The sequence below is a fragment of the Streptococcus sp. FSL E2-3488 genome (genome assembly GCF_038003585.1).
GTDB lineage: Bacteria > Bacillota > Bacilli > Lactobacillales > Streptococcaceae > Streptococcus > Streptococcus thermophilus.
Genome location: NZ_JBBOPL010000001.1, coordinates 1,406,846 through 1,429,816, shown reverse-complemented (window position 1 = coordinate 1,429,816; position 22,971 = coordinate 1,406,846). Strand labels below are relative to the sequence as shown.

Below are 22,971 nucleotides of genomic sequence, written 5' to 3'. Positions count from 1 at the left end.
TATGCGTAAAGTTGCGATTCCTGTGGCTATTCTGGCTTTGATTGGTTTGGATCAGTGGGTCAAGCATTGGGTTGTGGCAAATATTTCCCTCAACCAAGTTATTAAGGCTATTCCTGGCGTTTTCAGCTTGACCTATCTACAGAACCGTGGTGCTGCTTTTTCGATTCTACAGAATCAGAAATATTTCTTTGTAATTTTGACGGTTCTAGTGATTGGTGCGGCTCTGTTCTATCTGGTTAAGAATTACCAGAAGAGTCTTTGGTTGGTTCTATCTTTGATTTTGATTATCTCAGGTGGTATTGGCAACTTTATCGACCGTGTGCATTTGGGTTACGTGGTTGATATGGTTCAGCTTGATTTTATCGATTTTGCAATATTTAACGTGGCAGACTCCTATCTAACGGTGGGCGTGCTGCTCTTGATTTTAATCTTATGGAAAGAGGAAAATGGAAGTCATCATTAAAGAGGCGGGAAACCGTCTGGACAAGTCTTTGGCCGATTTGACAGAATTGTCACGTAGTCAGGCCAATGAAGCGATTAAGGCTGGAACAGTATTAGTCAATGGTAAGTCGGCCAAGGCTAAGTATGTGGTAAAAGAGGGTGATGTCATCACCTATGTATTGCCTGAAGAAGAGGTCTTGGAATACAAGGCTGAAGATATTCCTTTGGATATTATCTACGAGGATGCGGATGTGGCAGTGGTCAACAAACCTCAAGGTATAGTGGTCCATCCATCAGCTGGCCACACATCTGGCACCTTGGTCAATGCTCTTATGTACCATGTCAAGGACCTTTCGTCTATCAATGGCGTGGTTCGTCCTGGGATTGTTCACCGTATCGATAAGGACACGTCTGGTCTCCTTATGATTGCTAAGAATGATAAGGCCCACAATGCTTTGGCAGCTGAGCTTAAGGATAAGAAGTCGCTTCGCAAGTATGTGGCTATCGTGCATGGCAATCTGCCTAACGATAGAGGTGTGATTGAGGCTCCGATTGGGCGTTCGGACAAAGACCGTAAGAAACAGGCAGTAACAGCTAAGGGAAAGCCTGCAGTAACACGCTTCACCGTTCTTGAACGTTTTGGCAACTATACGTTGGTAGAGTTGCAGCTGGAAACAGGTCGTACCCACCAGATTCGTGTGCACATGGCGTATATTGGTCACCCGGTGGCGGGAGATCCTCTTTATGGGCCACGCAAGACCCTCAAGGGCCATGGACAATTTCTACATGCTAAGACCCTTGGTTTCACGCATCCTACGACAGGCGAATTGGTCGAATTTACCGCAGAAGAACCCATTATTTTCAAGGAGACCTTGGAGAAATTGAGGAAAGCTTAATAGTCATCCAACGGATGTTCTTTCTTGTGAGAGAGTGTCCGTTTTTTTTTTTTTTTTTTTTTTTCTTGTAAAAGAGTCTGAAATTTGCTATAATCTACCTAATTAAATAAGTCCTTTAATTACTGTCCAGAGAGGCAGGCAAGGAGCTATGAGAAGTGCGCAGGTGAACTGTGCCATGTTTTTGTGTATCTCCTTGTTTCAAGGGGATTTTTTGTATTTAGAAAGGTTTTTTTATGAAGAAAAAAGAAATCGTCGATGACGTAACCATGAAACGTGCCATTACACGTATCACTTATGAGATTATTGAGCGAAACAAGAATCTCGACAAGATTGTCTTGGCTGGTATTAAGACACGTGGTGTTTATATTGCTCAGCGTATTCAAGAGCGCTTGAAACAATTGGAAAACCTTGATGTACCATTGATTGAGCTTGATACTAAGGCTTACCGTGATGATGTTAAATCTGAACAGGACACATCCCTTATTCCTATCGAAATTGATGGTACAGATGTTATCCTTGTAGATGATGTGCTCTACACAGGTCGTACTATCCGTGCTGCGATTGATAATATCGTTAGTCATGGACGTCCAGCGCGTGTTGGATTGGCTGTCTTGGTTGACCGTGGTCACCGTGAATTGCCAATCCGTGCGGACTATGTTGGTAAAAATATCCCAACAAGTCAGTCAGAAGAAATTGAAGTATTGGTGACAGAAGTTGATGGTAAGGATAGTGTCAACATTATTGATCCAAACTAGATTTTAGTCTTTAGATAGGTGAGTTTACGATCCTACAATGATTCTTTCGCTGTGGTGGGAGAGTTGAGATGTTGGTTTAAATAAACACGGGACTCATTTCTTAGGAAAAAGATAAGTCCCCTACCCCTAGCACACTTTGGAGTGTATTGTCGACTTTCTATTTTTCTACAGAAATGTTTGGCTTAGCCAAAACGTCCCTTAGTGTCTTGTTAATTGAACACGCCCTAAGCCTTGTGTAAAAAAGATAAATACTCTTTGGAGCCATCGGCTCCGTCATCGTATTTCCTATTTTTGCTTTAGGTTTTAGACGGGCTTTGTATCGTGTTTTTAAGGAGTATTTTGATATCGTGAATAACGTAAAATATGATGTGAATGATATGCCTAAAGTTGGTTTATTGGTGGGTTTGTCATTCCAGCACTTGTTTGCAATGTTTGGTGCGACGGTTCTTGTACCGATTTTGGTTGGGATTGATCCCGCTATTGCTCTTTTCTCATCTGGTTTGGGAACTTTGGCTCACTTGACGGTGACTAAGTACAAGATTCCAGCTTACATGGGGTCTAGTTTTGCCTATATTGCGGCTATGCAAATGCTTATGAAGACTGACGGTATCGGAGCGGTGGCTCAAGGTGCCATGGCTGGAGGTTTGGTCTACTTGGTTGTTGCCTTGGTTGTTAAGTATGTGGGGAATGCTTGGATTGATAGAGTCCTACCGCCAATTGTGGTTGGTCCAATTATCATCGTAATCGGTTTGAGTCTTGCGGCAAATGCAGTCAAGGATGCGACAATGGTTAATGATACCTATAGTATCTTTAGTCTTGTGATTTCTATGGTAACTCTCTTTTCCGTCATCCTCTTTAATATGTATGGTAAGAAAATCATCGGTGTTATCCCAATTTTACTTGGTTTAATCGTGGGTTACATTTTCTCAGTGGTTCTTGGTTGGTTAACGGGCCATGAGTTTGTCCAATTTTCAAAAGTTGCGGCTGCTCATTGGTTCCAAGTTCCAAGTTTTGACATTCCGTTTGTGAATTATGACTTCAAACTCTATCCAAGTGCGATTTTGACAATGGCTCCGATTGCCTTTGTGACAATGACCGAACACTTTGGGCATGTTATGGTTTTGAATAGTTTAACTGGACGTGATTACTTTAAAGATCCAGGTCTTGATCGTACTCTAACAGGTGATGGTTTGGCACAGATTATCGCTGGTTTCTTTGGAGCTCCGCCAGTAACTTCTTATGGTGAAAATATTGGAGTTATGGCCCTCAGTAAGGTCTACTCAGTTTACGTTATTGCGGGTGCAGCAGTGATTGCGGTCTTGATGAGTTTTATTGGTAAGGTGTCTGCTCTCTTGAGTTCCATACCAACAGCTGTTTTGGGTGGAATTTCAATTGCCCTCTTTGGGGTTATCGCTGCTAGCGGTTTGAAAATTTTAGTTGAACATAAGATTGATTTTGATAATAAAAAGAATCTCTTGATTGCTAGTGTTATCTTGGTATCTGGTATCGGTGGTTTGATGATTGATCTTGGTGGTTTTCAAATCACGGGTGTGGCAAGCTCAACCATTCTTGGAATATTGCTTTACCAAATCTTGCCAGATCCTAATAAAGGTAGCAAGAACTAATCAATCATTAAAAAAGGAAAAACTATGGCGATTGCAGATGGGAAAGTGTCACTAAAACATTTGGTGACTATGGAAACCCTCACGAATGAAGAGGTCTTGGGCATGATTCGTCGAGGTGGAGATTTTAAAAACGGTAGAGCTGATTTCCAGCTGGATCGACAGTATTTCGCTGCCAATCTCTTTTTTGAAAATTCAACACGAACACATAAGTCCTTTGAAGTAGCTGAGAAAAAACTTGGATTGGACGTGATTGAGTTTGATGCTGGGACTAGCTCAGTAAATAAGGGTGAAACCCTCTATGATACGATTTTGACGATGTCTGCTTTGGGTGTTGATATCTGTGTGGTTCGCCACTCGGAAGTCGATTACTACAAGCAGTTGATTGACAGTAGGACTATTCAGACTTCTATTGTTAATGGTGGTGACGGTTCTGGGCAACACCCAAGTCAGTGTTTGCTTGATTTGATGACAATTTATGAAGAGTTCGGAACTTTTGGAAATCTAAAGATTTGTATTGCAGGCGATATTACGCATTCGCGTGTAGCTAAGTCAAATATGCGAATTCTCAAGCGTTTGGGAGCACAGATTTATTTTGCTGGCCCTACAGAGTGGTATTCAAGTGAGTTTGATGTTTATGGTCAGCATGTGGCCATTGACGACGTCATTGAGGACTTGAATGTACTCATGTTGCTTCGTGTTCAGCACGAACGTCATAGGAATGACAAAGGATTTTCAAAAGAAGAGTACCATACTCTCTATGGTTTGACTGAAGAACGTTATGCCAAGTTAGCAGATCAAGCAATCATTATGCACCCAGCTCCGGTTAATCGTGATGTGGAAATTGCTGATAGCTTGGTTGAGGCACCTAAGGCACGTATCGTTACTCAGATGCAAAATGGAGTCTTTGTCCGTATGGCGATTATCGAAGCTATTTTAAATGGCAAAGCGTAAACAACGTTAACAGATTCCTGAGAGAATCAGACGAAAAAGAACACGCCCTAAGCCTTGTGCAAACGAATTACTTTTTGGCTCAGCTGCATTATTGTTGTTTGCTTTAGACTTGAGACGGGCCTTGTTCTAAGTGAAAGGAACAATTTACTATAATGGCAAAACGTTTACTTATTTTAGAAGACGGCACTATTTTTGAAGGTCAAGCCTTCGGTGCTGATGTGCATGTGACGGGTGAAATCGTCTTTAATACTGGTATGACGGGTTATCAAGAATCTATCACTGACCAGTCTTACAACGGTCAAATTTTGACTTTTACTTATCCACTGGTTGGAAACTATGGGGTTAACCGTGATGACTATGAGTCAATCACGCCAACAACTAAGGGAGTGGTTGTTTCAGAGGCTAGCCGTCGTGCCAGCAATTGGCGTAACCAAATGACCTTGGATGAGTTTTTGAAAGCTAAAAACATCCCGGGTGTTTCTGGTATTGATACACGTGCTTTGACTAAGATTATCCGTCAACATGGTACCATGAAGGCGACTTTGGCTAAACCTGGAGACAGCATTGAGCACTTGCAAGATCAATTGCGTGCCACTGTTTTGCCAACCAACAATATTGAGCAGGTATCGACTAAGACAGCCTACCCAGCACCTGGTGTTGGTAAAAATATTGTTTTGGTTGACTTTGGTCTGAAGCACTCAATCTTACGTGAATTCTCAAAACGTGATTGTAATGTGATGGTTGTTCCTCATGACATCACAGCTGAAGAAATTCTCCATCTCAATCCAGATGGTGTGATGTTATCTAATGGTCCAGGTAACCCTGAAGATGTGCCTCATGCACTTGATATGATTCGTGGCATCCAAGGCAAAATCCCAATTTTTGGTATTTGTATGGGTCACCAGTTGTTTAGTTTGGCGAATGGTGCCAAGGCCTACAAGATGAAGTTTGGTCACCGTGGATTTAACCATGCGGTTCGTGAAATTGCGACTGGTCGTGTTGATTTCACCAGCCAAAACCATGGTTATGCCATTGACCGTGACACACTTCCAGAGTGCCTCATGGTAACGCACGAAGAGATTAACGATAAATCAGTTGAAGGTGTTCGTCACCGTGACTTCCCTGCCTTCTCAGTGCAATTCCACCCAGATGCAGCGCCTGGTCCACACGATGCGAGCTATCTCTTTGATGAGTTCTTAGAATTGATTGATGCTTTCCAAGCTGAAAATGCACGTCGTTAATTGCAACTGTCTAGTGACTATAATGGGGTGTGACCCTTGTTTTCCCCAGTCTACTACCTTATTTAATGACAACCAGAGAGTTGTCAAATAGAAAGGAGAATTAAGGACTTGTATTCAGTTAAAGAGACTAATTAAACTGTATTGTTTTCAGTTTTAGTGATGCTTGCTTTGATTACAAGGAGTTACAGATTCCTTATTAAGTTAAAAGCGTCATGTTAAAAATATTATCTTAAACTGAACACGGACGGAAAGCTCGGAATTTAGAACAATCGTTTTGGATGCTGGCATCCTGCAACGATTGCCTAAAATCCTAGCGCTTTCTGGTCGTCCTTTGTATCTTAAATATGCCTAAACGTTCTGATATTAAAAAAATTATGGTTATCGGGTCTGGTCCTATTATCATTGGTCAGGCTGCTGAGTTCGACTACGCTGGTACGCAAGCTTGCTTGGCTTTGAAAGAAGAAGGCTACAGTGTTGTTCTTGTTAACTCTAACCCTGCGACTATCATGACTGATAAGGAAATCGCAGACAAGGTTTACATTGAACCTATTACGCTTGAGTTTGTCACACGTATTCTTCGTAAAGAGCGTCCTGATGCCCTATTGCCAACACTTGGTGGACAGACTGGTTTGAATATGGCCATGGAATTGTCAAAAGCTGGTATTCTTGATGAGCTTGGAGTAGAGCTTTTGGGAACAAAATTGTCTGCCATTGACCAAGCCGAAGACCGTGACCTTTTCAAACAATTGATGGAAGAGTTGGAACAACCAATTCCAGAATCAGAAATTGTAAATACGGTTGAAGAAGCAGTTGCCTTTGCGACAGAGATTGGCTACCCAGTTATCGTTCGTCCAGCCTTTACCCTTGGTGGTACTGGTGGTGGTATGTGTGCTAACGAAGAAGAACTCCGTGAAATCGCTGAAAATGGATTGAAATTGTCACCAGTAACCCAATGTTTGATTGAGCGTTCGATCGCTGGTTTCAAAGAAATCGAATACGAAGTTATGCGTGATGCCGAAGACAATGCTCTTGTGGTATGTAACATGGAAAACTTTGACCCAGTTGGTATCCACACAGGGGACTCAATCGTATTTGCCCCAACGCAAACCTTATCAGATATTGAAAACCAAATGCTTCGTGATGCCAGCTTGAAGATTATCCGTGCCCTTAAAATTGAGGGTGGCTGTAACGTCCAGTTGGCGCTTGACCCACATAGCTTCAAGTACTATGTTATCGAAGTAAACCCTCGTGTATCACGTTCATCAGCCCTTGCCTCAAAGGCCACTGGTTATCCAATCGCTAAATTGGCGGCTAAGATTGCTGTTGGTTTGACACTTGATGAAATGATTAACCCAGTCACTGGTACAACTTATGCCATGTTTGAACCAGCCCTTGACTATGTGGTTGCTAAGATTCCACGTTTCCCATTTGATAAATTTGAACACGGTGAACGTCGTCTCGGTACTCAGATGAAAGCGACAGGTGAAGTTATGGCTATCGGTCGTAACATTGAAGAGTCACTTCTTAAAGCATGCCGTTCACTTGAAATCGGAGTTTACCACAATGAAATGTCTGAGCTTGCCGAAGTAACAGACGATGCCTTGGTTGAAAAAGTTGTTAAAGCTCAAGACGACCGCCTCTTCTATATTTCTGAGGCCATTCGTCGTGGTTACACTATTGAAGAATTATCAGAGTTGACTAAGATTGATATCTTCTTCCTTGATAAATTGCTCCACATCTTCGAATTGGAACAAGAATTGGCTACTCACGTAGGCGATGTTGATGTTTTGAAAGAAGCTAAACGTAACGGTTTCTCTGATCGTAAGATTGCTGATCTTTGGAATCAAACAGCTAACCAAGTACGTGCGACACGTTTGGAAAACAACATTGTTCCTGTTTACAAGATGGTTGATACTTGTGCGGCTGAGTTTGAATCATCAACACCATATTTTTACTCAACTTACGAGTGGGAAAATGAGTCAATCAAATCTGATAAAGAATCGGTCATCGTTCTTGGTTCAGGTCCTATCCGTATCGGACAAGGGGTTGAGTTCGACTATGCGACAGTTCACTCTGTAAAAGCTATCCAAGCTGCTGGCTACGAAGCCATCATCATGAACTCTAACCCTGAGACAGTTTCAACAGACTTCTCAGTGTCAGACAAACTCTACTTTGAACCATTGACCTTCGAAGACGTGATGAACGTTATTGAATTGGAACAACCTAAGGGTGTGGTGGTTCAGTTTGGTGGACAAACAGCCATCAACTTGGCAGAGCCATTGTCTAAAGCAGGTGTGAAAATCTTGGGTACACAGGTTGCTGACCTTGACCGTGCAGAAGACCGTGACCTCTTCGAACAGGCTCTTAAAGATCTTGACATTCCACAACCACCAGGACAAACAGCGACAAATGAAGAAGAAGCAGTTGAAGCGGCTCGTAAGATTGGTTTCCCAGTTCTTGTTCGTCCATCATACGTTTTGGGTGGACGTGCTATGGAAATTGTTGAAAATGAAGATGACCTTCGTTCTTACATGCGCACAGCCGTTAAGGCTAGTCCAGACCACCCAGTCCTTGTTGATAGCTATATCATAGGACGTGAGTGTGAAGTGGATGCCATCTCTGATGGTAAGGATGTCTTAATTCCAGGTATTATGGAACACATCGAACGTGCGGGGGTTCACTCAGGGGACTCAATGGCGGTTTACCCACCACAAACTCTTTCTAAGAAAATCCAAGAGACTATCGCTGATTACACGAAACGTTTGGCTATCGGTCTTAACTGTATCGGTATGATGAACATCCAGTTCGTTATTAAGGACGAAACAGTCTATGTTATCGAGGTTAACCCACGTGCCAGCCGTACAGTACCATTCTTGTCTAAGGTGACTGATATCCCAATGGCTCAAGTTGCTACAAACTTGATTCTTGGTAAATCATTGGCTGAGCAAGGTTACAAAGATGGTCTTTATCCAGAAAGTAACCATGTCCATGTCAAAGCACCAGTCTTTTCATTCACAAAATTGGCTCAGGTAGATAGTCTCCTTGGACCTGAAATGAAATCAACTGGTGAAGTTATGGGTACAGATGTGACTCTTGAAAAAGCGCTCTATAAAGCCTTTGAAGCATCTTACCTCCACTTGCCAACCTTTGGTAACGTCATCTTTACTATTCATGACGATACCAAAGAAGAAGCCCTTGACTTGGCTCGTCGTTTCGATGCTATCGGTTATGGTATCTACGCAACTGAAGGAACAGCTAAGTTCTTGAATGAACACGGGGTTCACGCAACGCTTGTTAACAAGTTGGGTGAAAACGATGACAATGACATTCCAGCCCTCGTTCGTACAGGTAAAGCACAAGCTATTATCAATACAGTTGGTAACAAACGTACTTATGACGAAGATGGAGCAGCTATCCGTAGTTCAGCTATTGAAGCAGGAATTCCACTCTTCACAGCCCTTGATACAGCAGATGCTATGGTGCGTGTGCTTGAAAGCCGCAGCTTTACAACAGAAGCTATCTAAACACAATATTGAGTCTCAGCTTTGCTGGGGCTTTTTTCTTACACGAATGTAAGCTAAGAAGTTAAAAATGAAAGCTTAGGCTATAGTTTTGTTTCCTAAGATTCTGCTATACTAGAAACATGATTATTACGACATCTTTACGTGAAAACGAGTCCTTAATTGCACGTGCTCAAGAATTAGCTAGCGAACTAGGAGCTGACTATCAGCCACGACGCAAGTTGTCTTTATCCAAATGTCTGGAACGATTTGGCCCCTTTTATCTTCTATATAAGGACAGATTGTCTTTTGTCAATGCAGATGCCAGTGAGTTGACCTTTCATCCAGATACGGCTGTCCTTCGGCTTAAGGCTCCACATGATGCTTTAATTAGTCTTTTGGGGCAATCTCCCAAGTCTATTCTTGACACGACTATGGGTCTGGCTTCTGATAGCCTAGTGATGGCAGCAGCGGGAAATCAGGTGACTGCCCTTGAGAGTCAAGATGTGATTTTTCAGGTGGTTTCTCGTGGTCTTGCCTCTTATCAGACGGATGATAAGCAGCTTGAAAAGGCCATGCGGTCTATTAAAGCTATTAAGAGCGATAGCCTATCCTTTTTGAAATCTCAGGATGATCACTCTTTTGATATCATTTATGCCGATCCTATGTTTTCAGAGACCATCAAGGAATCAGAAAATCTACAAGCTATCAAACCTCTAGCTAATGGTAGCCGTCTGACAGAAGAATGGCTAAAAGAAGCTAAACGTGTTGCACGGGAAAAAATTATCATCAAGGCACATTTTCGAGATACCGTTTTTGAAGAACTTGGTTTTGAACGCCAGGTTCGGCCCAATCAAAAGCTGCATTATGGTGTCATGGATGTAAGCGAAGGCCATTGACACTTAAAGTTAAAAGTATTGCAATTGTTTTATTCATATAATACAAAAAAGAGAGACTTATGCGAAAGAAAATCAGTCCAAAGTTATTTAAAAATAAAAAAAGAGTTTGGATTATTGAAGGTAAAAAAGGAACAACTTGCCTAGTCCGCTCTTCTAATTGGTATGGTGAGGGCAGAATCGGAACAGTACGTTTATTTTGACAATACTATTGGACGAAATGCATCTGTGACAGTCTATGTTGGTGAGAAAATTAGTGTTGCTCAGCAATTGATCCAATATGACAGCACATCAGCCTAAGCAGCCTATGATACAGATAGTCGTGCTTATAATATGGCAAGATCGTGACTGCAATTTTTTCCAACAGTATGGAACGGCTCCTGCGGCTTCAGCACAAACAACTAGTGATTCGGATGAGGATGATTCGACAACTACCGTTAGTCCTCAACAGTGTCAGAAAACCGAGGCAAGTAATTACCAAACCTTGCAAGATTATAATGATGCCATTGCCAATGCAGCATCAGAGCTAGAAAAGGCACAAGATGTTCTCAACCAAACAGTGATTGTTTCAGATGCTAATGGAACAGTCGTAGAAGTTGCGGACTCTGTGGACCCTGCTTCAAAAGAGAGCCAAACCCTAGTTCATGTGACAAGTGAGGGCTAATTTGAGATTCAAGGGACCTTAACAGAATATGACATTCCAAATATTTCAATAGGTTAAAAGGTCAAGATTGCTTCCAAAGTATACCCAGATCAAACTTGGACAGGTAAAGTCAGCTACGTTTCCAATTATCCTAAGCAAAATGCCAGTCAGTCAGATGGGACATCTGGCAATTCAGGTCAGTCAGGTTCCCAGTATGAATATAAGGTTCAATTGACTAGCTCCATCGGCAAACTTAAGCAATGTTTTAATGTATATCTTTAAGTGACAAATGATGATGTCTTGTTGGTTCCTGTAACTGCTGTGAGCAAGAAAGGAACTGACAACTATGTCTGGCTTTACGATGATGAGACTCAGAAAATCAAGCAAGTTAGGGTCAAACTTGGTAATGCCGATGCCAAGCAACAAAAATTGCATCAGGGCTGAAAGAAGTTCAAAAAAGTTATTACCAAGGCTGAAAAATCCTTTAAGGATGGAGAGACACTAAAGGCTGGGGAGCTAGATCCTGCTTATGCAGATTTGGCAAAACCTACCAAACTGGTTAAATAAGTTTGGCTAGAGCAAGTGGCCAAGCAGACGCCAGGTATCGATAGTAATTTTGTGACCAACAACCTAACGTCCTCTATCTCCCTCCAAAAAAAACTGTGAAGAATGTTAATATCACAGGTGCCAGTCAGGGTTACTTTAAAGCTAAAAAGTTAGGGATGCTGGCAGGACGTTCCTTGCAAGACAATGATTACAAAAACTTTTCGCGTGTCATTGTCATTGATCAGATGGTAGTTAAAAAATTCTTTGAGACCAATGAGGATGCCCTTAATCAAGTAGTTACTGTTGGTAACAATGATTGTCGTGTGATTGGTGTCTATAAGAAACACTGACACAGCGATTGGTTCCTCTGGTGAAATTGGGACAGCTCTTGTGGCCAATATCTAGTTAGCAGCTGAGAATAATACTGATCCTAATGGTCAGATTTGTTTCCATGTGACCGATGTGAAAAATAGTAGCAGTGTCGCTAAGGATGTCGCTAAACGCTTGACCCACTTGTCCCAAGGTGACAATAGAGAGTACAAGTCAGCAGATATGAGTTCAGCCTTAGATCAGGTCAACACGATTATTGGGATCATTACCACTGTTGTCGGTGATATTTCTGCGATCTCATTATTAGTTGGTGTGATTAGTGTTATGAATATCATGTTGGTTTCAGTAACTGAGTGGACACGAGAGATTGGTCTTCGTAACGTTTTAGGCTCCATATGTCGTAAAATCTTGACTCGTTTTTGATTGAACCGATGGTCTTTACCATCCTGGATGGCCTGATTGGTCTAGGTTTTGCGGCCCTTGTAGTTGGAATAATTGGGAATGCAATGGATCTTAAAGAGACGGTCTCTCTTGGCGTAGCCATGGGAAGAATAGGCTTCTCAGCAGGCGTAGGAATCCTGCCGGCAAATAAGGCATCAAAACTCGATCCTTTCGAAGCTCTTAGATATGATTAGAAAAGACCTCTTGAATCTTTGGATTTTTAGAGGCTTTATGATGTTCAAAAAAGATAGAGAAAAAATCCAAAAAAGTTGTATTTTTCTCTTGACGTCTGATTCAGGTAATGGTATTCTATATAAGGTTTGAAAAAAACTGACCTAAGACAGTTGGGGAGCTAGACTCGTAAACATCCAACCGAGGCACAAAACGTAACTATTTTTTTGTGACGTATTGTACTTTCGTGTCTAGGTTTAGGTACGGTTTTTTTGTGCCTAGCCCAAAAATAAAAACGGAGGTAAAACTACTAATGAGTGAAGCTATTATTGCTAAGAAAGCTGAACAAGTTGCTATTGTCGCTGATAAAATGAAAGCAGCAGCATCTATCGTTGTTGTTGACTCTCGTGGACTTACAGTTGACCAAGATACAGTTCTTCGTCGTAATCTTCGTGAATCAGGCGTTGAATTTAAAGTTATCAAAAACTCTATCTTGAGCCGTGCAGCTGAAAAAGCAGGTCTTGAAGACCTTAAAAAACTTTTCGTTGGTCCATCTGCAGTAGCATTCTCAAACGAAGATGTTATCGCACCAGCAAAAGTTATTAGCGAATTTGCTAAAGACGCAGAAGCTCTTGAAATCAAAGGTGGTGTTGTTGACGGCGCGTTCACTTCAGTCGAAGAAATCAACGCTCTTGCATCACTTCCAAACAAAGAAGGTATGCTTTCTATGCTCCTTTCTGTACTTCAAGCGCCAGTGCGCAACGTTGCATACGCTGTCAAAGCGGTTGCAGAAAGCAAAGAAGACGGTGCTGCATAAGCCCATCTTTACAACTCGTAGCCTAAGCTACGTTTAAAACACTATATTAAAAAACACATTTGGAGGAAATCACAATGGCATTGAACATTGAAAACATTATTGCTGAAATTAAAGAAGCTTCAATCCTTGAATTGAACGACCTTGTAAAAGCTATCGAAGAAGAGTTTGGCGTAACTGCTGCTGCTCCTGTAGCTGCTGCTGCAGATGGTGCTGCTGACGCTGGTGCTGCTAAAGATTCATTCGACGTTGAATTGACATCTGCAGGTGACAAAAAAGTTGGCGTTATCAAAGTTGTACGTGAAATCACAGGCGAAGGTCTTAAAGAAGCTAAAGCTATCGTTGACGGTGCACCATCGGTTATTAAAGAAGGTGTTTCTGCAGCTGAAGCTGAAGAAATCAAAGCTAAACTTGAAGAAGCTGGAGCTTCAGTTACTCTTAAATAATAGAGTATCGCAATTTGATTGCGGAAGCCTATTAAATCAAGGTTTTAGAATTGCTTAGAGCGATAAAAAATCGGGGGAATGTTATTATTCCCCATCACCCCCCCAAAGATTTAATCTTGGTGGGGTTTGTTTATAAGGCTCTTTGTTAACTGTAGTGGGTAGATTAAAAGCTAACACCTAGAGAGGACGAACTTCGTCCTCTCTTTCTTTATGTTCAATGCAATCAAAATCCGTTTTTTAAAGTTTTCAAAGTTCCTGAAACCAAAGGCGTTTCTCTTAATGACTTTGATGAGATTATTGGTAGCTTCCAGTTTGGCGTTGGAATAAGGCAATTCCATGGCGTTTAAAACCTTGTCTTTATCCTTTAAAAATGTCTTAAATACCGTCTGGAAAATAGGATTAACAGTGGCTATTTCCTGTTCGATGAGACTGAAGAAATGATCTGAGTTTTTCTCTTGGAAATGGAACAAGAGAAATTGATAGAGTTCATAGTGCTGTCTGAGTTCATCTGAGTAGGATAGGAGTTTTTCTTGGATTTCCTTGTTAGTCAAATGCATTCGAAACATAGGACGATAAAATCGTTTATCGCTGAGTTTACGGCTATCTTGTTGTATCAATTTCCAGTAACGTTTCAAGGCTTGGTATTCCTGCGATTTTCTGTCGAATTGATTCATAATTTGAATACGGACACGGTTCATAGCACGACTAAGGTGTTGCACGATATGAAAGCGATCGAGTACAATTTTTGCATTCGGAAAAAGCTGTTTAGCAAGTTGATAGTAGGGACTAAACATATCCATGGTAAATCACTTTGACCCGATTTCTAACCTTTCTAGGATAGCGTAGAAAGTGGTTTCGGATGGTTGCTTGGGTTCTTCCGTCGAGAATGGCGATGACATTTAGGGAGTCGAAATCTTGAGCGATGAAGCTCATTTTCCCCTTCTTGAAGGCATACTCGTCCCAACTCATCACCTCAGGTAGGGTATTCCAATCCGTTTCAAACTTGAACTCATTTAGCTTTCTCATAACTGACGATGTTGAAATTGATAGCCTGTGTGCAATATGTTTCATTGCTTGATTTTCGATGAGTAATTGTGCGATTTTCTGGTTAACAGCGACAGAGATTTGGTGGTTCTTCTTGACAAGAGGAGTTTCAGCGACCGCCATTTTTCCGCAATCTTTACACTTGAAACGACGCTTTCGAAGACGGATAAGTAAGGGATAGCCAGCTGTTTCTAGGTAGGGGATTTTAGAGGCTTTCTGGAAATCATATTTAGCCATTTGTCCCTTACTAGAAGGACATTTAGGGGCTGTGTAATCCAAGTGACCGTGGAGTTCTAAGTGAGTTCCCATATCATATTCATCAGTGATAGTGATATTTTTGTCTTTAATTCTGAGAAAATTTGTGATAAGATTTAGTTGTTCCATATGAGTCTTTCTAAAATGATAGTTTGAGCACTTTTTATTATAGGTCATATGGGACTTTTTGTATATACTCAAAAAGGCTCCATAATTTCCATGGTGGATTTACCCACTACAGAAATTATAGAGCCGTTTATAACCATCAAGGATTAGATTGCGAAGTAAACTAATTTGCAACAATGAAAAGAGGAAATCAGTATATTTCTGCCACTTCTTTTTATATGATAGTTTTGTCATTGTCAATTAAAAGTATCAAAGAGAAGATTCTGAAATAATTATTTTTCTTCATCAAACTGAATTATAAATATTGTCTTGTGTTAAAATAATCATAAATAATGCTTAGATAAAATCCTAACTTTTATTATAGTTATAGGAGGGTGATAGAGTGGAATTAAGTTATCATGGTAGTGGTTCTGTCCTGGTCAAGCATTTTTGTAACACCATTGACTAAATAAAATTATTTCAATCGTTTTTCTAGAGGTGTTAGGTGGTTATTATAAGAATGAGGTCTAATTTGATTATACCAAACATAGGCAAAGTCGTTTATAGCTTGGTCCAGTTCCTCGATGGTATCATACCGATGTTGATAAACTTCTTCAGCTTTTAATGTATTGTAATAACGTTCCATTGGAGCATTATCATACGGAGTACCCGCACGACTCATACTTTGAGAAATGCCCAATGATGAACAAAATCTCGTAAATTCTAGTGAGGTGAATTGTACACCTAGATCTGAATGAAGTATCAGTTTAGATGGATTACAATGCTGAGCATGAATTGCTTTATTAAGGGTTAGTTAATAATATATTCCTTAGTCATAATTATATTTTTGCTGATTTTTAGTCATAAATTAAATTACTTCTCCAGGATTGTCATTTTACCGTCAATTATCTGATAAACTTTGTCTGCCATATCTTTTAACCTTAAGTCATGAGTAACTACAATAATAATTTTATTTCTTTTGTGCGCTAAATCTCTGAGTAACTCGATTACTTTCATGGATCTATCTGTATCTAATGCGGCTGTGGGTTCATCTGCTAAAATATAGTCAGGATCAGTGTATAATGCTCTAGCAATTGCCACACGCTGCTTTTGTCCACCAGAAAGTTGATTAGGATATTTTTTTAGCAGTTCTAAAAGTCCTAAATCAGAAAGAAGCTCATGCAATTTTTGTTCAGTCAAATTTTGTTTTTTTAGTTTATCTACGAATTTAAACTGTTCTTCGACCGTTAAAAATGGGACTAAGTTATAAGATTGTAAAATAAATCCTATTTTTTCCAATCTTAATTTTGTTTGTTGTTTTTTGGACAAACTGTTAATTGTACTGTCATTTATTTTTACGTCACCATTAGTTGGTGTCTGTAGTCCGCCTGCTATAGTCAAAAATGTAGTTTTTCCTGATCCTGATGGCCCTACAACTAAAATAAGCTGACCGCTTTCTGCTTCGAAATTAATATTTTCTAGTGCTACGTACTTACTACCCCCCTCACCAAAAATTTTTGTGACTGAGTCGAAAATGAGATTTGACATGAAATTAACCTCCAATAATTTTGTAAGGATCAACTTTGGCAATTTGGCGAATTGGTATCAACGCACCCAACAAGGACATAATAATAATACCGATTCCAGTTACAATAATATTACTTTTATCGATGACAATGGGTACCTCGCTGGGTAACGTAATAGCTGTTATTTCACCTAATATAATGGCTATAATAACGCCAATAACTGACATAATAAATGATTGAAATAACGTACTCAAAACAAGATATTGCGTTGAGACTCCTTGCGCCTTCAAGACACCTAAGTTAGGTAATTTTTGAACGGTCAGAATATACAAGAAAATTGAAATAACAATTAGAATAATAATATACAAAAAACCAATCATGAAGTTGAATGTGAGTTGTTGTGCACTATATCCGGGTAATTTATTAATAAATGAGTCAATGCTTAACTGAATAGTCCCTTTTGGTATTTTTGAATTATTTAACGTATTCTTGAATACCACAGCATTTGTTACACCTTTATTCAGTGATTGAATAGTGTCTGGTGAAATATAAACCACGGGAAGAGCACTTAAAGTTGCCCTGGGTGTAAAACCTGTAATTTTAATCCTCAATGATGAATTAGCAACTAACAAGTGGTCACCGATTTTGAATCCATCACGTTTGAATTTATCCGATACGACGCCGGCATTGTTTCGGACATTTTTACTACCACTTGTTATTTTCAATTTTTTAAATATGAACGATTTGGAATCAAGAGCTACTAATTGAGTATTCTCTTTTAATCCATTTTCTGATTTTACAAGTGTACTATACTGTGAAATTCTGGTACCATTATTGGGTAAACTAGCAACCTGATCTTGTGAAAGAAAAGATTGTTGTAAACGTCCTTCAGAATCACTATTTAAGACAATACTTGAAGCATCCCACTCGTTAATTGCCGCTTTGTTTAGGTTAGCTAAACCAGTGGCTAAACCAGTAAGAATAATCAAAAGATAACTTACTAAAAATATAAGTGCCACTATTAGGCTATAACGCAATTTTTCATGTAGCATCTCTTTAATAGCTAAAAACATAATAATCTCCTGTCATTAATTCTATTTATTATTAGTGTATCACTTAATGTGTTGAAAAGGTTTTTAATAGTACTAGTAATTTTTATTGGGGTGTCACATATACTCTTTTTGATAAATCAACGAAGTTATTTTTCATTAATTTTGTGCTGATTTACTATTTTGGAATGAGAAAGAATTTGACTTTTAAGGAAGTAGTTAGGAGAAACAGTTTTAAAACATATATTTGGGATGTGTTTTTCATTTTATCTCTAATTGTGGTAATATATATATTATCAAATAATATTAGAATTATTATATAACAATAGAGGCGAATCAATGAATTACGTTATTTTTACTTATTCTATTATTTTATTGCTTTCAACTTACTTTGGACATAAGAAGAAGCTGGGAGTATCAACTGTTTCAGTGGTCTTAGTTTTTATTTTATGTTTCTCAGCGTTGTTTGGATTATCTTATTCGAATATTGTTCTAAAGCTATTGATATCAATGATTTTGTTATTAATTTCGGTTAGCTTTTTCTCTGATAGAAAGAAAAGTGGAAAGAAAATTAATTATACTCACCATTGTATCCGCCTTCTTATTCATTTATTAATGATTGGGTGTCTATTCTTATGGTTTTAAAAATTTATGAATGTCATTTTATCTTTTTTCTTTACCTATAAAAAACAATCAAGTAGGAATATTATAAAATGACAATTATTATTTGTGGCAAACTAAACTTTAAATTTTGCCCCGAATTGGCCACACTTTTAAAAGAACCAATAGGAACAATGAAGATTTCTTGCTATATAATGAGTTTGGATAAAACCTTATATTTGGCGTTTTTAGATACATTGGGAATCTTGATGCATAAATTGGCTATGCTCAGCAAGCTAAGCTTTTTAATGTTCGTCCGTCTTGAATGTGTAGTCGAACAATTTTTTGTCGTGTTTCGTCTGGATAGTGTTTCATGTTATGTCTCCTATTCTAATGAATAGTTTAACTTATTAGGTAGGAGAGTGTTACAAATTTACTATACCAGAACATACATACCAACAGTTACACCAGTAACACCAGAAGGAACACCTGCAGAATCTGAAGGACCTAAAGGACAACCACAAACAGGGACACCAGTCTTCATCCTAGGAAATCCAAATGTACCAATTGATGAAACTGTTAAACGAACATTTGACGATGGAACAACTGAGAAGAAAGTACCAGACGAAGGTATATATACAATCGATGAAAACAGTAAAGTAACCTTCACACCAGAACCTGACTTCGTAGGTAAAGCAACAGGAGTAACAGTTAAACGTGTAGGTAAGAACGGAATGCCAGTAACAGCTACTTACACACCAAAAGTTCATCCTGATACTTCATTCGTTGATAAAGAGGGTAACTCACTTTCACCAACAGAAGATGGAACTAAACCTACTAAAGATATCCCAGGATACAAGATTGTTAAAACTGAAGTAGACGAAAAAGGAAATACAAGACATATCTATGAAAAAGTCATAACAACTTACAAAGATAAAGATGGCAATGTAATTCCAGGAACAACTACTAAGGAAGGTACAACTCCTAAGAAAGATATTCCAGGTTACCGCTTTGTAGAAACTAAGACACTTCCAAACGGAGATACAGAGCACGTCTACGAAAAAGTTAAGGCAAGTTATAAGGATAAAGATGGTAACGAAATTCCAAACTATCCAACAGAAGACGGCGAACAACCTAAGAAAGATATCCCAGGCTACCGCTTTGTAGAAACTAAGACCCTTCCAAATGGCGACATCGAACACGTTTATGAGAAAGTTTCAACACCAGCTCCAACAACCTTCACCTTTTCCTCAACCAACTCCAGGTAAGCAAAGTACAACTACTTGGGCTGATGACAATGGAAATCCATTGAAACCAACTGAACCAGGCTCTAAAGAACCGGGAACAGTTTCAGGTTACGAATATGTGAAGACTGTGACTGATCCAAATGGAAATATCAAACATATCTTCAAAAATGTTGAAATGCCGACTCCAAGACCGGTTGAACCAAGTCAACCAGCAACACCAAAAGATGTTGAAGGTCAAAAAGAGTTGCCAAATACAGGTACAGAAGACAATGCTAGCCTAGCAGCACTTGGACTTCTTGGAGTATTGAGTGGATTTGGTCTTGTAGCTCGTAAGAAGGAAGATTAATTAAATCTTTCTGATAAACGAATATAATAGAAAACCAATGATGTAAAAATCAGGCTCTTTGTCAACTGTAGTGGGTGACGAAAAGCTAACATCTAGAGAGGACCGGATAGGTCCTCTTTTTATGTATGTTCAGTGTGATGAAGACACGTTTCTTAAAGTTGATGAAGTTTCTAAAACCGAAGCCCAAGCGTTTAATGTCTTTAATTAACTTATTAGTCGCTTCAAGTTTTGCGTTTGAATAGTCTGTTTCTAGTGCATTTTGGATGTATTGCTTGTGTCTAAGAAAAGTCCTAAAGACCGTTTGAAAATAGTGATTGACCTTGCTTCTATTTTCCTCTATCAGGTCAAAGAACTCACCTACTCTCTTCTCCTGAAAGTGAAAAAGCAAAAGCTGATAAAGTGTATAGTAGTCAGTAAGCTCTTTTGAAAAGACTAGTGTCTTCTTAACAACTTCATGTGGTGCTAAAGTTTGGCGGAAAGTCTTTGAATAGAAAGAGTTGAGAGATAACTTACAGCTGTCCTTTTGGAAGAGTCGCCAGTGATTTTTCAAGGCTCGATAGGGTAGTGACTTCTTATCGAACTGGTTCATAATTGCAATTCTAGTCTTTAAAAAGGCACGTCCAAGGTGCTGGATGATGTGGAAACGATCAAGAACGATTTTTGCGTTTGGAAAGAGCTTGCGAGCCAGTGGAATATAAGCTCCAGACATATCCATCGTGATAAACTGTACCTGTTGCCGGACTTTCAATGGATACTTCAAAAAGTAGTTTCGTATAGTAGTTTGGCGGCGATTATCAAGGATGGTTATGAGTTGGTTTGTCTCATAATTCTGCGCCACAAAAGCCAATTCCCCTTTCTTGAACCCAAACTCATCCCAGGACATAACAGCAGGGAGTTTGTCATAATGTTCCTTGAAAGTGAACTGATCAAGCTTACGATAGACAGTGGACGTCGACACGCGAAGTCTTCTTGCAATATCAGTTAGTGACACCTTCTCAGTTAGAAGCTGTGTAACTTTTTGTCGGACTAGATTGGAGATTTGGCAGTTTTTCTCAACGATAGATGTCTCAGCTACCGTGACTCTTCTACAACTTTTACACTGGAAACGACGTTTTTTCAGACGTAGTAGAGTTGGCGTTCCCGCTTGCTCGAGAAGAGGGATTTTAGAAGGCTTTTGAAAGTCGTACTTGATCATCTTTCCATGGCAGTGAGGACATGATGGTGCAGGGTAATCGAGTTTTGCTTGAATCTCGATATGAGTATCAGTTTCAAAAACAAGTGAAATCTTGATATTTTGGTCTTTAATTCCGATTAATTCTGTGGTATTCTTAATAGGTCTCATAAGTTCTTCCTAATGGTAGTTTTGTCACTTTTCATTATAGTTCTTATGGGACTTTTAGTGTACACTCAAAAAGCTCTATAATCTCTACAGTAGTTTTACCCACTACAGAAATTATAGAGCCAAAAATCATTGGTTTTTTGAAATTTACAAATGTTTTCTGAAAATGAGTTGGCTAACTTTTTATAAAATGGTAAAAATTATTTTAATATTACAAAAAAATGTAGATACTTAAAAACAAAAATATAATTACTACTATAAATAATTTTTGAAAAATAAAATTTAGTTATTATAGTCTAAATTTTAAATGGAAAATTTGCTTATAATACGGGATACTGTCAATAATTATGTGTAAACACTCAAGTAGAGTTGAAGAATGTTAATCAAATAAGCTTTCAAGTGTGTCAGCACATTGGCCAAACCCTTTATGGATGCGTTGATTTTGCTTGAAATTATAATCTTCAAACAGGGTAACTAAATAACGTTCCAGAGCCTCCTCGTTAGGAAAAAGAACCTTCTTTTTCGTTTGACGTTTGATTTCTTTGTTAAGAGACTCAATGAGGTTTGTCGAATAAATGCTATGCCAAATCTGGTAGGGAAACTGATAAAAAGTTAAAAGATTATCCGTATTCTCCAGACTTTCCATGACTTTCCTATACTTTGGTTTCCATTCGGCGATAAAGTTCTCTAAAATTTGCACTGCCATTTCTAAATTTTCAGCACGATAAATCGTTTTAAATTGCTCCAGAATAACCGCTCTATCTGCTCGTTTCACTTTACTAGCTAGATTTCGACTAATATGAATTAAGCAACGTTGTTGTTTAGCTAATGGGTAAGCCTGATTGATAATCTGTTCAAGCCCCTTGAAGCCATCGGTCACTACAAGAGAAACCTGTTGGATTCCTTGGTTTTGAAGCTTGTCTAACAGGGTGGACCAAGAAGCATTGTTTTCATTTGGGGCGATTTCATATCCAAGAACAGCCTTCTGTCCTTCTGGTGTAATGCCAAGTGCGATATGAATACATTCTTTACTAACGGTTCCACGTCTTAAGGGGAGATAGGTTCCGTCAAGAAATAAAACAGAGTAATTGGCTTCTAAGCTTCGCTCATGAAAAGTAGCGACATTCTCCTGAGTTGCTTTTGAGATATTAGAAATTGTGGCAGGACTATAGTGATGACCATACATTCGCTCGATGATATCACTAATTTCTCGAGTCGTTACACCGGTTTGATAGAGTTTGATAACCATCTCTTCCAAGTGGTCATCTCGACGTCCATAAGCGGGAAGCAAAGCTGGACTAAAGTTCCCATTACGATCTCTAGGAATACTCAACTGAACAGTCCCATATTTGGTTTCGAATTTCCGTGCATAGCTTCCGTTACGACTATTCCCAGAATTATAGCCTAATTTATCGTAAGGTTCATACCCTAAAAAGGCTGATAACTCTGCTTGAAGCAGATCATTCATTGCTGTTTCAAGAGAAGTACGGAAAAATTCATCAATATCTTGCTTTTGGGCTAGGAAGTTAAGTAGTTCTGTGGTAAACTGAGTCATAGGAATAAATCTCTTTCTAGTAATGTTTTGCAACTCTACTATAACGGATTTATTCCTTTTTGTGTTTACACAACTTATTTTACACTACCTAATACGGAAGTGTGATACGATTAAATTATTTTCAAAGTATATAGTTTCGGCATAAAAACATTGTTACATTAAATTTTAAAATTATCGTTTTTTTTTAAAAAATTAAGTATTTTGAAAAA

18 protein-coding genes, 4 pseudogenes and 1 other annotated feature are annotated in these 22,971 nt (G+C 39.1%); of the genes and pseudogenes, 16 read left to right on the top strand and 6 right to left on the bottom strand.

Features of this window, described 5'->3' with window-relative positions; translation table 11 throughout:
- Position 1: 1 nt before the first annotated feature.
- The 14 genes and pseudogenes from lspA (at position 2) to rplL (ending at position 13,696) form a co-directional block, all read left to right on the top strand.
- A complete protein-coding gene (lspA, locus tag MHH90_RS07300) occupies positions 2-463 on the top strand; it encodes a signal peptidase II (protein ID WP_002946082.1) in 462 nt (153 codons plus the stop codon).
- Positions 447-1,337, top strand: a complete 891-nt coding sequence (locus tag MHH90_RS07295) for an RluA family pseudouridine synthase (protein WP_014621261.1) — start codon at positions 447-449, stop codon at positions 1,335-1,337. Before lspA ends, MHH90_RS07295 begins: the two co-directional genes overlap by 17 nt.
- Before the next feature lie 233 nt (positions 1,338-1,570).
- Entirely contained in the window at positions 1,571-2,092 is a 522-nt protein-coding gene (pyrR, locus tag MHH90_RS07290; protein WP_002944491.1) for a bifunctional pyr operon transcriptional regulator/uracil phosphoribosyltransferase PyrR, read from the top strand.
- Between the two features lie 347 nt (positions 2,093-2,439).
- On the top strand, positions 2,440-3,717 hold the full coding sequence (locus MHH90_RS07285; protein WP_011680858.1) for a uracil-xanthine permease family protein: 1,278 nt from the start codon (positions 2,440-2,442) through the stop codon (positions 3,715-3,717).
- 24 nt (positions 3,718-3,741) lie between these two features.
- Positions 3,742-4,668, top strand: coding sequence for an aspartate carbamoyltransferase catalytic subunit (locus tag MHH90_RS07280; protein WP_002947266.1), 927 nt, complete (start codon positions 3,742-3,744; stop codon positions 4,666-4,668).
- A 152-nt stretch (positions 4,669-4,820) separates the two neighbouring features.
- Positions 4,821-5,909 carry a carbamoyl phosphate synthase small subunit gene (locus MHH90_RS07275; RefSeq protein ID WP_023909470.1) on the top strand — a complete coding sequence of 363 codons (1,089 nt, stop codon included), beginning with the start codon at positions 4,821-4,823 and terminating at the stop codon, positions 5,907-5,909.
- Between the two features lie 344 nt (positions 5,910-6,253).
- On the top strand, positions 6,254-9,433 hold the full coding sequence (gene carB, locus MHH90_RS07270; protein WP_002947270.1) for a carbamoyl-phosphate synthase large subunit: 3,180 nt from the start codon (positions 6,254-6,256) through the stop codon (positions 9,431-9,433).
- Between the two features lie 119 nt (positions 9,434-9,552).
- Complete coding sequence (locus MHH90_RS07265) at positions 9,553-10,308, top strand: class I SAM-dependent methyltransferase (RefSeq protein ID WP_220018017.1); 756 nt, start codon at positions 9,553-9,555, stop codon at positions 10,306-10,308.
- 162 nt (positions 10,309-10,470) lie between these two features.
- Entirely contained in the window at positions 10,471-10,605 is a 135-nt protein-coding gene (locus MHH90_RS07260; protein ID WP_024009779.1) for a hypothetical protein, read from the top strand.
- A 22-nt stretch (positions 10,606-10,627) separates the two neighbouring features.
- On the top strand, positions 10,628-10,969 hold the full coding sequence (locus MHH90_RS07255; RefSeq protein WP_226024073.1) for a hypothetical protein: 342 nt from the start codon (positions 10,628-10,630) through the stop codon (positions 10,967-10,969).
- A 261-nt stretch (positions 10,970-11,230) separates the two neighbouring features.
- Positions 11,231-11,392 (top strand): hypothetical protein, encoded by a 162-nt coding sequence (locus tag MHH90_RS07250; protein WP_014727363.1) that lies wholly within the window; start codon positions 11,231-11,233, stop codon positions 11,390-11,392.
- Positions 11,393-11,452: 60 nt separating this feature from the next.
- Positions 11,453-12,459, top strand: a pseudogene (locus MHH90_RS10275) (ABC transporter permease); the annotation flags it as partial.
- 122 nt (positions 12,460-12,581) lie between these two features.
- Positions 12,582-12,718, top strand: a sequence feature (ribosomal protein L10 leader region).
- A 31-nt stretch (positions 12,719-12,749) separates the two neighbouring features.
- A complete protein-coding gene (gene rplJ, locus MHH90_RS07230; RefSeq protein WP_014621268.1) occupies positions 12,750-13,253 on the top strand; it encodes a 50S ribosomal protein L10 in 504 nt (167 codons plus the stop codon).
- Positions 13,254-13,327: 74 nt separating this feature from the next.
- A complete protein-coding gene (gene rplL / locus MHH90_RS07225) occupies positions 13,328-13,696 on the top strand; it encodes a 50S ribosomal protein L7/L12 (RefSeq protein WP_011680864.1) in 369 nt (122 codons plus the stop codon).
- Positions 13,697-13,866: 170 nt separating this feature from the next.
- On the opposite strand, the gene MHH90_RS07220 is transcribed toward rplL, so the two are convergent.
- The 4 genes and pseudogenes from MHH90_RS07220 to MHH90_RS07205 form a co-directional block, all read right to left on the bottom strand.
- Positions 13,867-15,124 (bottom strand): ISL3 family transposase gene (locus MHH90_RS07220; protein ID WP_340725862.1). Its coding sequence is split into 2 segments (ribosomal slippage): positions 13,867-14,499 and positions 14,501-15,124, totalling 1,257 coding nucleotides; the frame shifts between segments, so codons are not numbered across the junction.
- A gap of 451 nt (positions 15,125-15,575) precedes the next feature.
- Positions 15,576-15,911 (bottom strand): annotated as a pseudogene (locus MHH90_RS07215) (integrase core domain-containing protein); the annotation flags it as partial.
- Between the two features lie 62 nt (positions 15,912-15,973).
- Positions 15,974-16,648: an ABC transporter ATP-binding protein gene (locus MHH90_RS07210; RefSeq protein ID WP_011681376.1), complete on the bottom strand. Its 675-nt coding sequence runs from the start codon at positions 16,646-16,648 to the stop codon at positions 15,974-15,976.
- 4 nt (positions 16,649-16,652) lie between these two features.
- Entirely contained in the window at positions 16,653-17,699 is a 1,047-nt protein-coding gene (locus MHH90_RS07205; RefSeq protein ID WP_038694561.1) for an FtsX-like permease family protein, read from the bottom strand.
- Between the two features lie 689 nt (positions 17,700-18,388).
- Between MHH90_RS07205 and MHH90_RS07200 the strand changes: the two genes are divergently transcribed.
- Positions 18,389-18,676, top strand: coding sequence for a hypothetical protein (locus MHH90_RS07200; protein ID WP_011680866.1), 288 nt, complete (start codon positions 18,389-18,391; stop codon positions 18,674-18,676).
- 39 nt (positions 18,677-18,715) lie between these two features.
- Positions 18,716-19,868 (top strand): annotated as a pseudogene (locus MHH90_RS07195) (MucBP domain-containing protein); the annotation flags it as partial.
- A gap of 92 nt (positions 19,869-19,960) precedes the next feature.
- On the opposite strand, the pseudogene MHH90_RS07190 reads toward MHH90_RS07195, so the two are convergent.
- Positions 19,961-21,210 (bottom strand): annotated as a pseudogene (locus MHH90_RS07190) (ISL3 family transposase).
- Positions 21,211-21,586: 376 nt separating this feature from the next.
- Positions 21,587-22,762 carry an IS256-like element IS1191 family transposase gene (locus MHH90_RS07185; RefSeq protein ID WP_340725732.1) on the bottom strand — a complete coding sequence of 392 codons (1,176 nt, stop codon included), beginning with the start codon at positions 22,760-22,762 and terminating at the stop codon, positions 21,587-21,589.
- Positions 22,763-22,971: the final 209 nt, after the last annotated feature.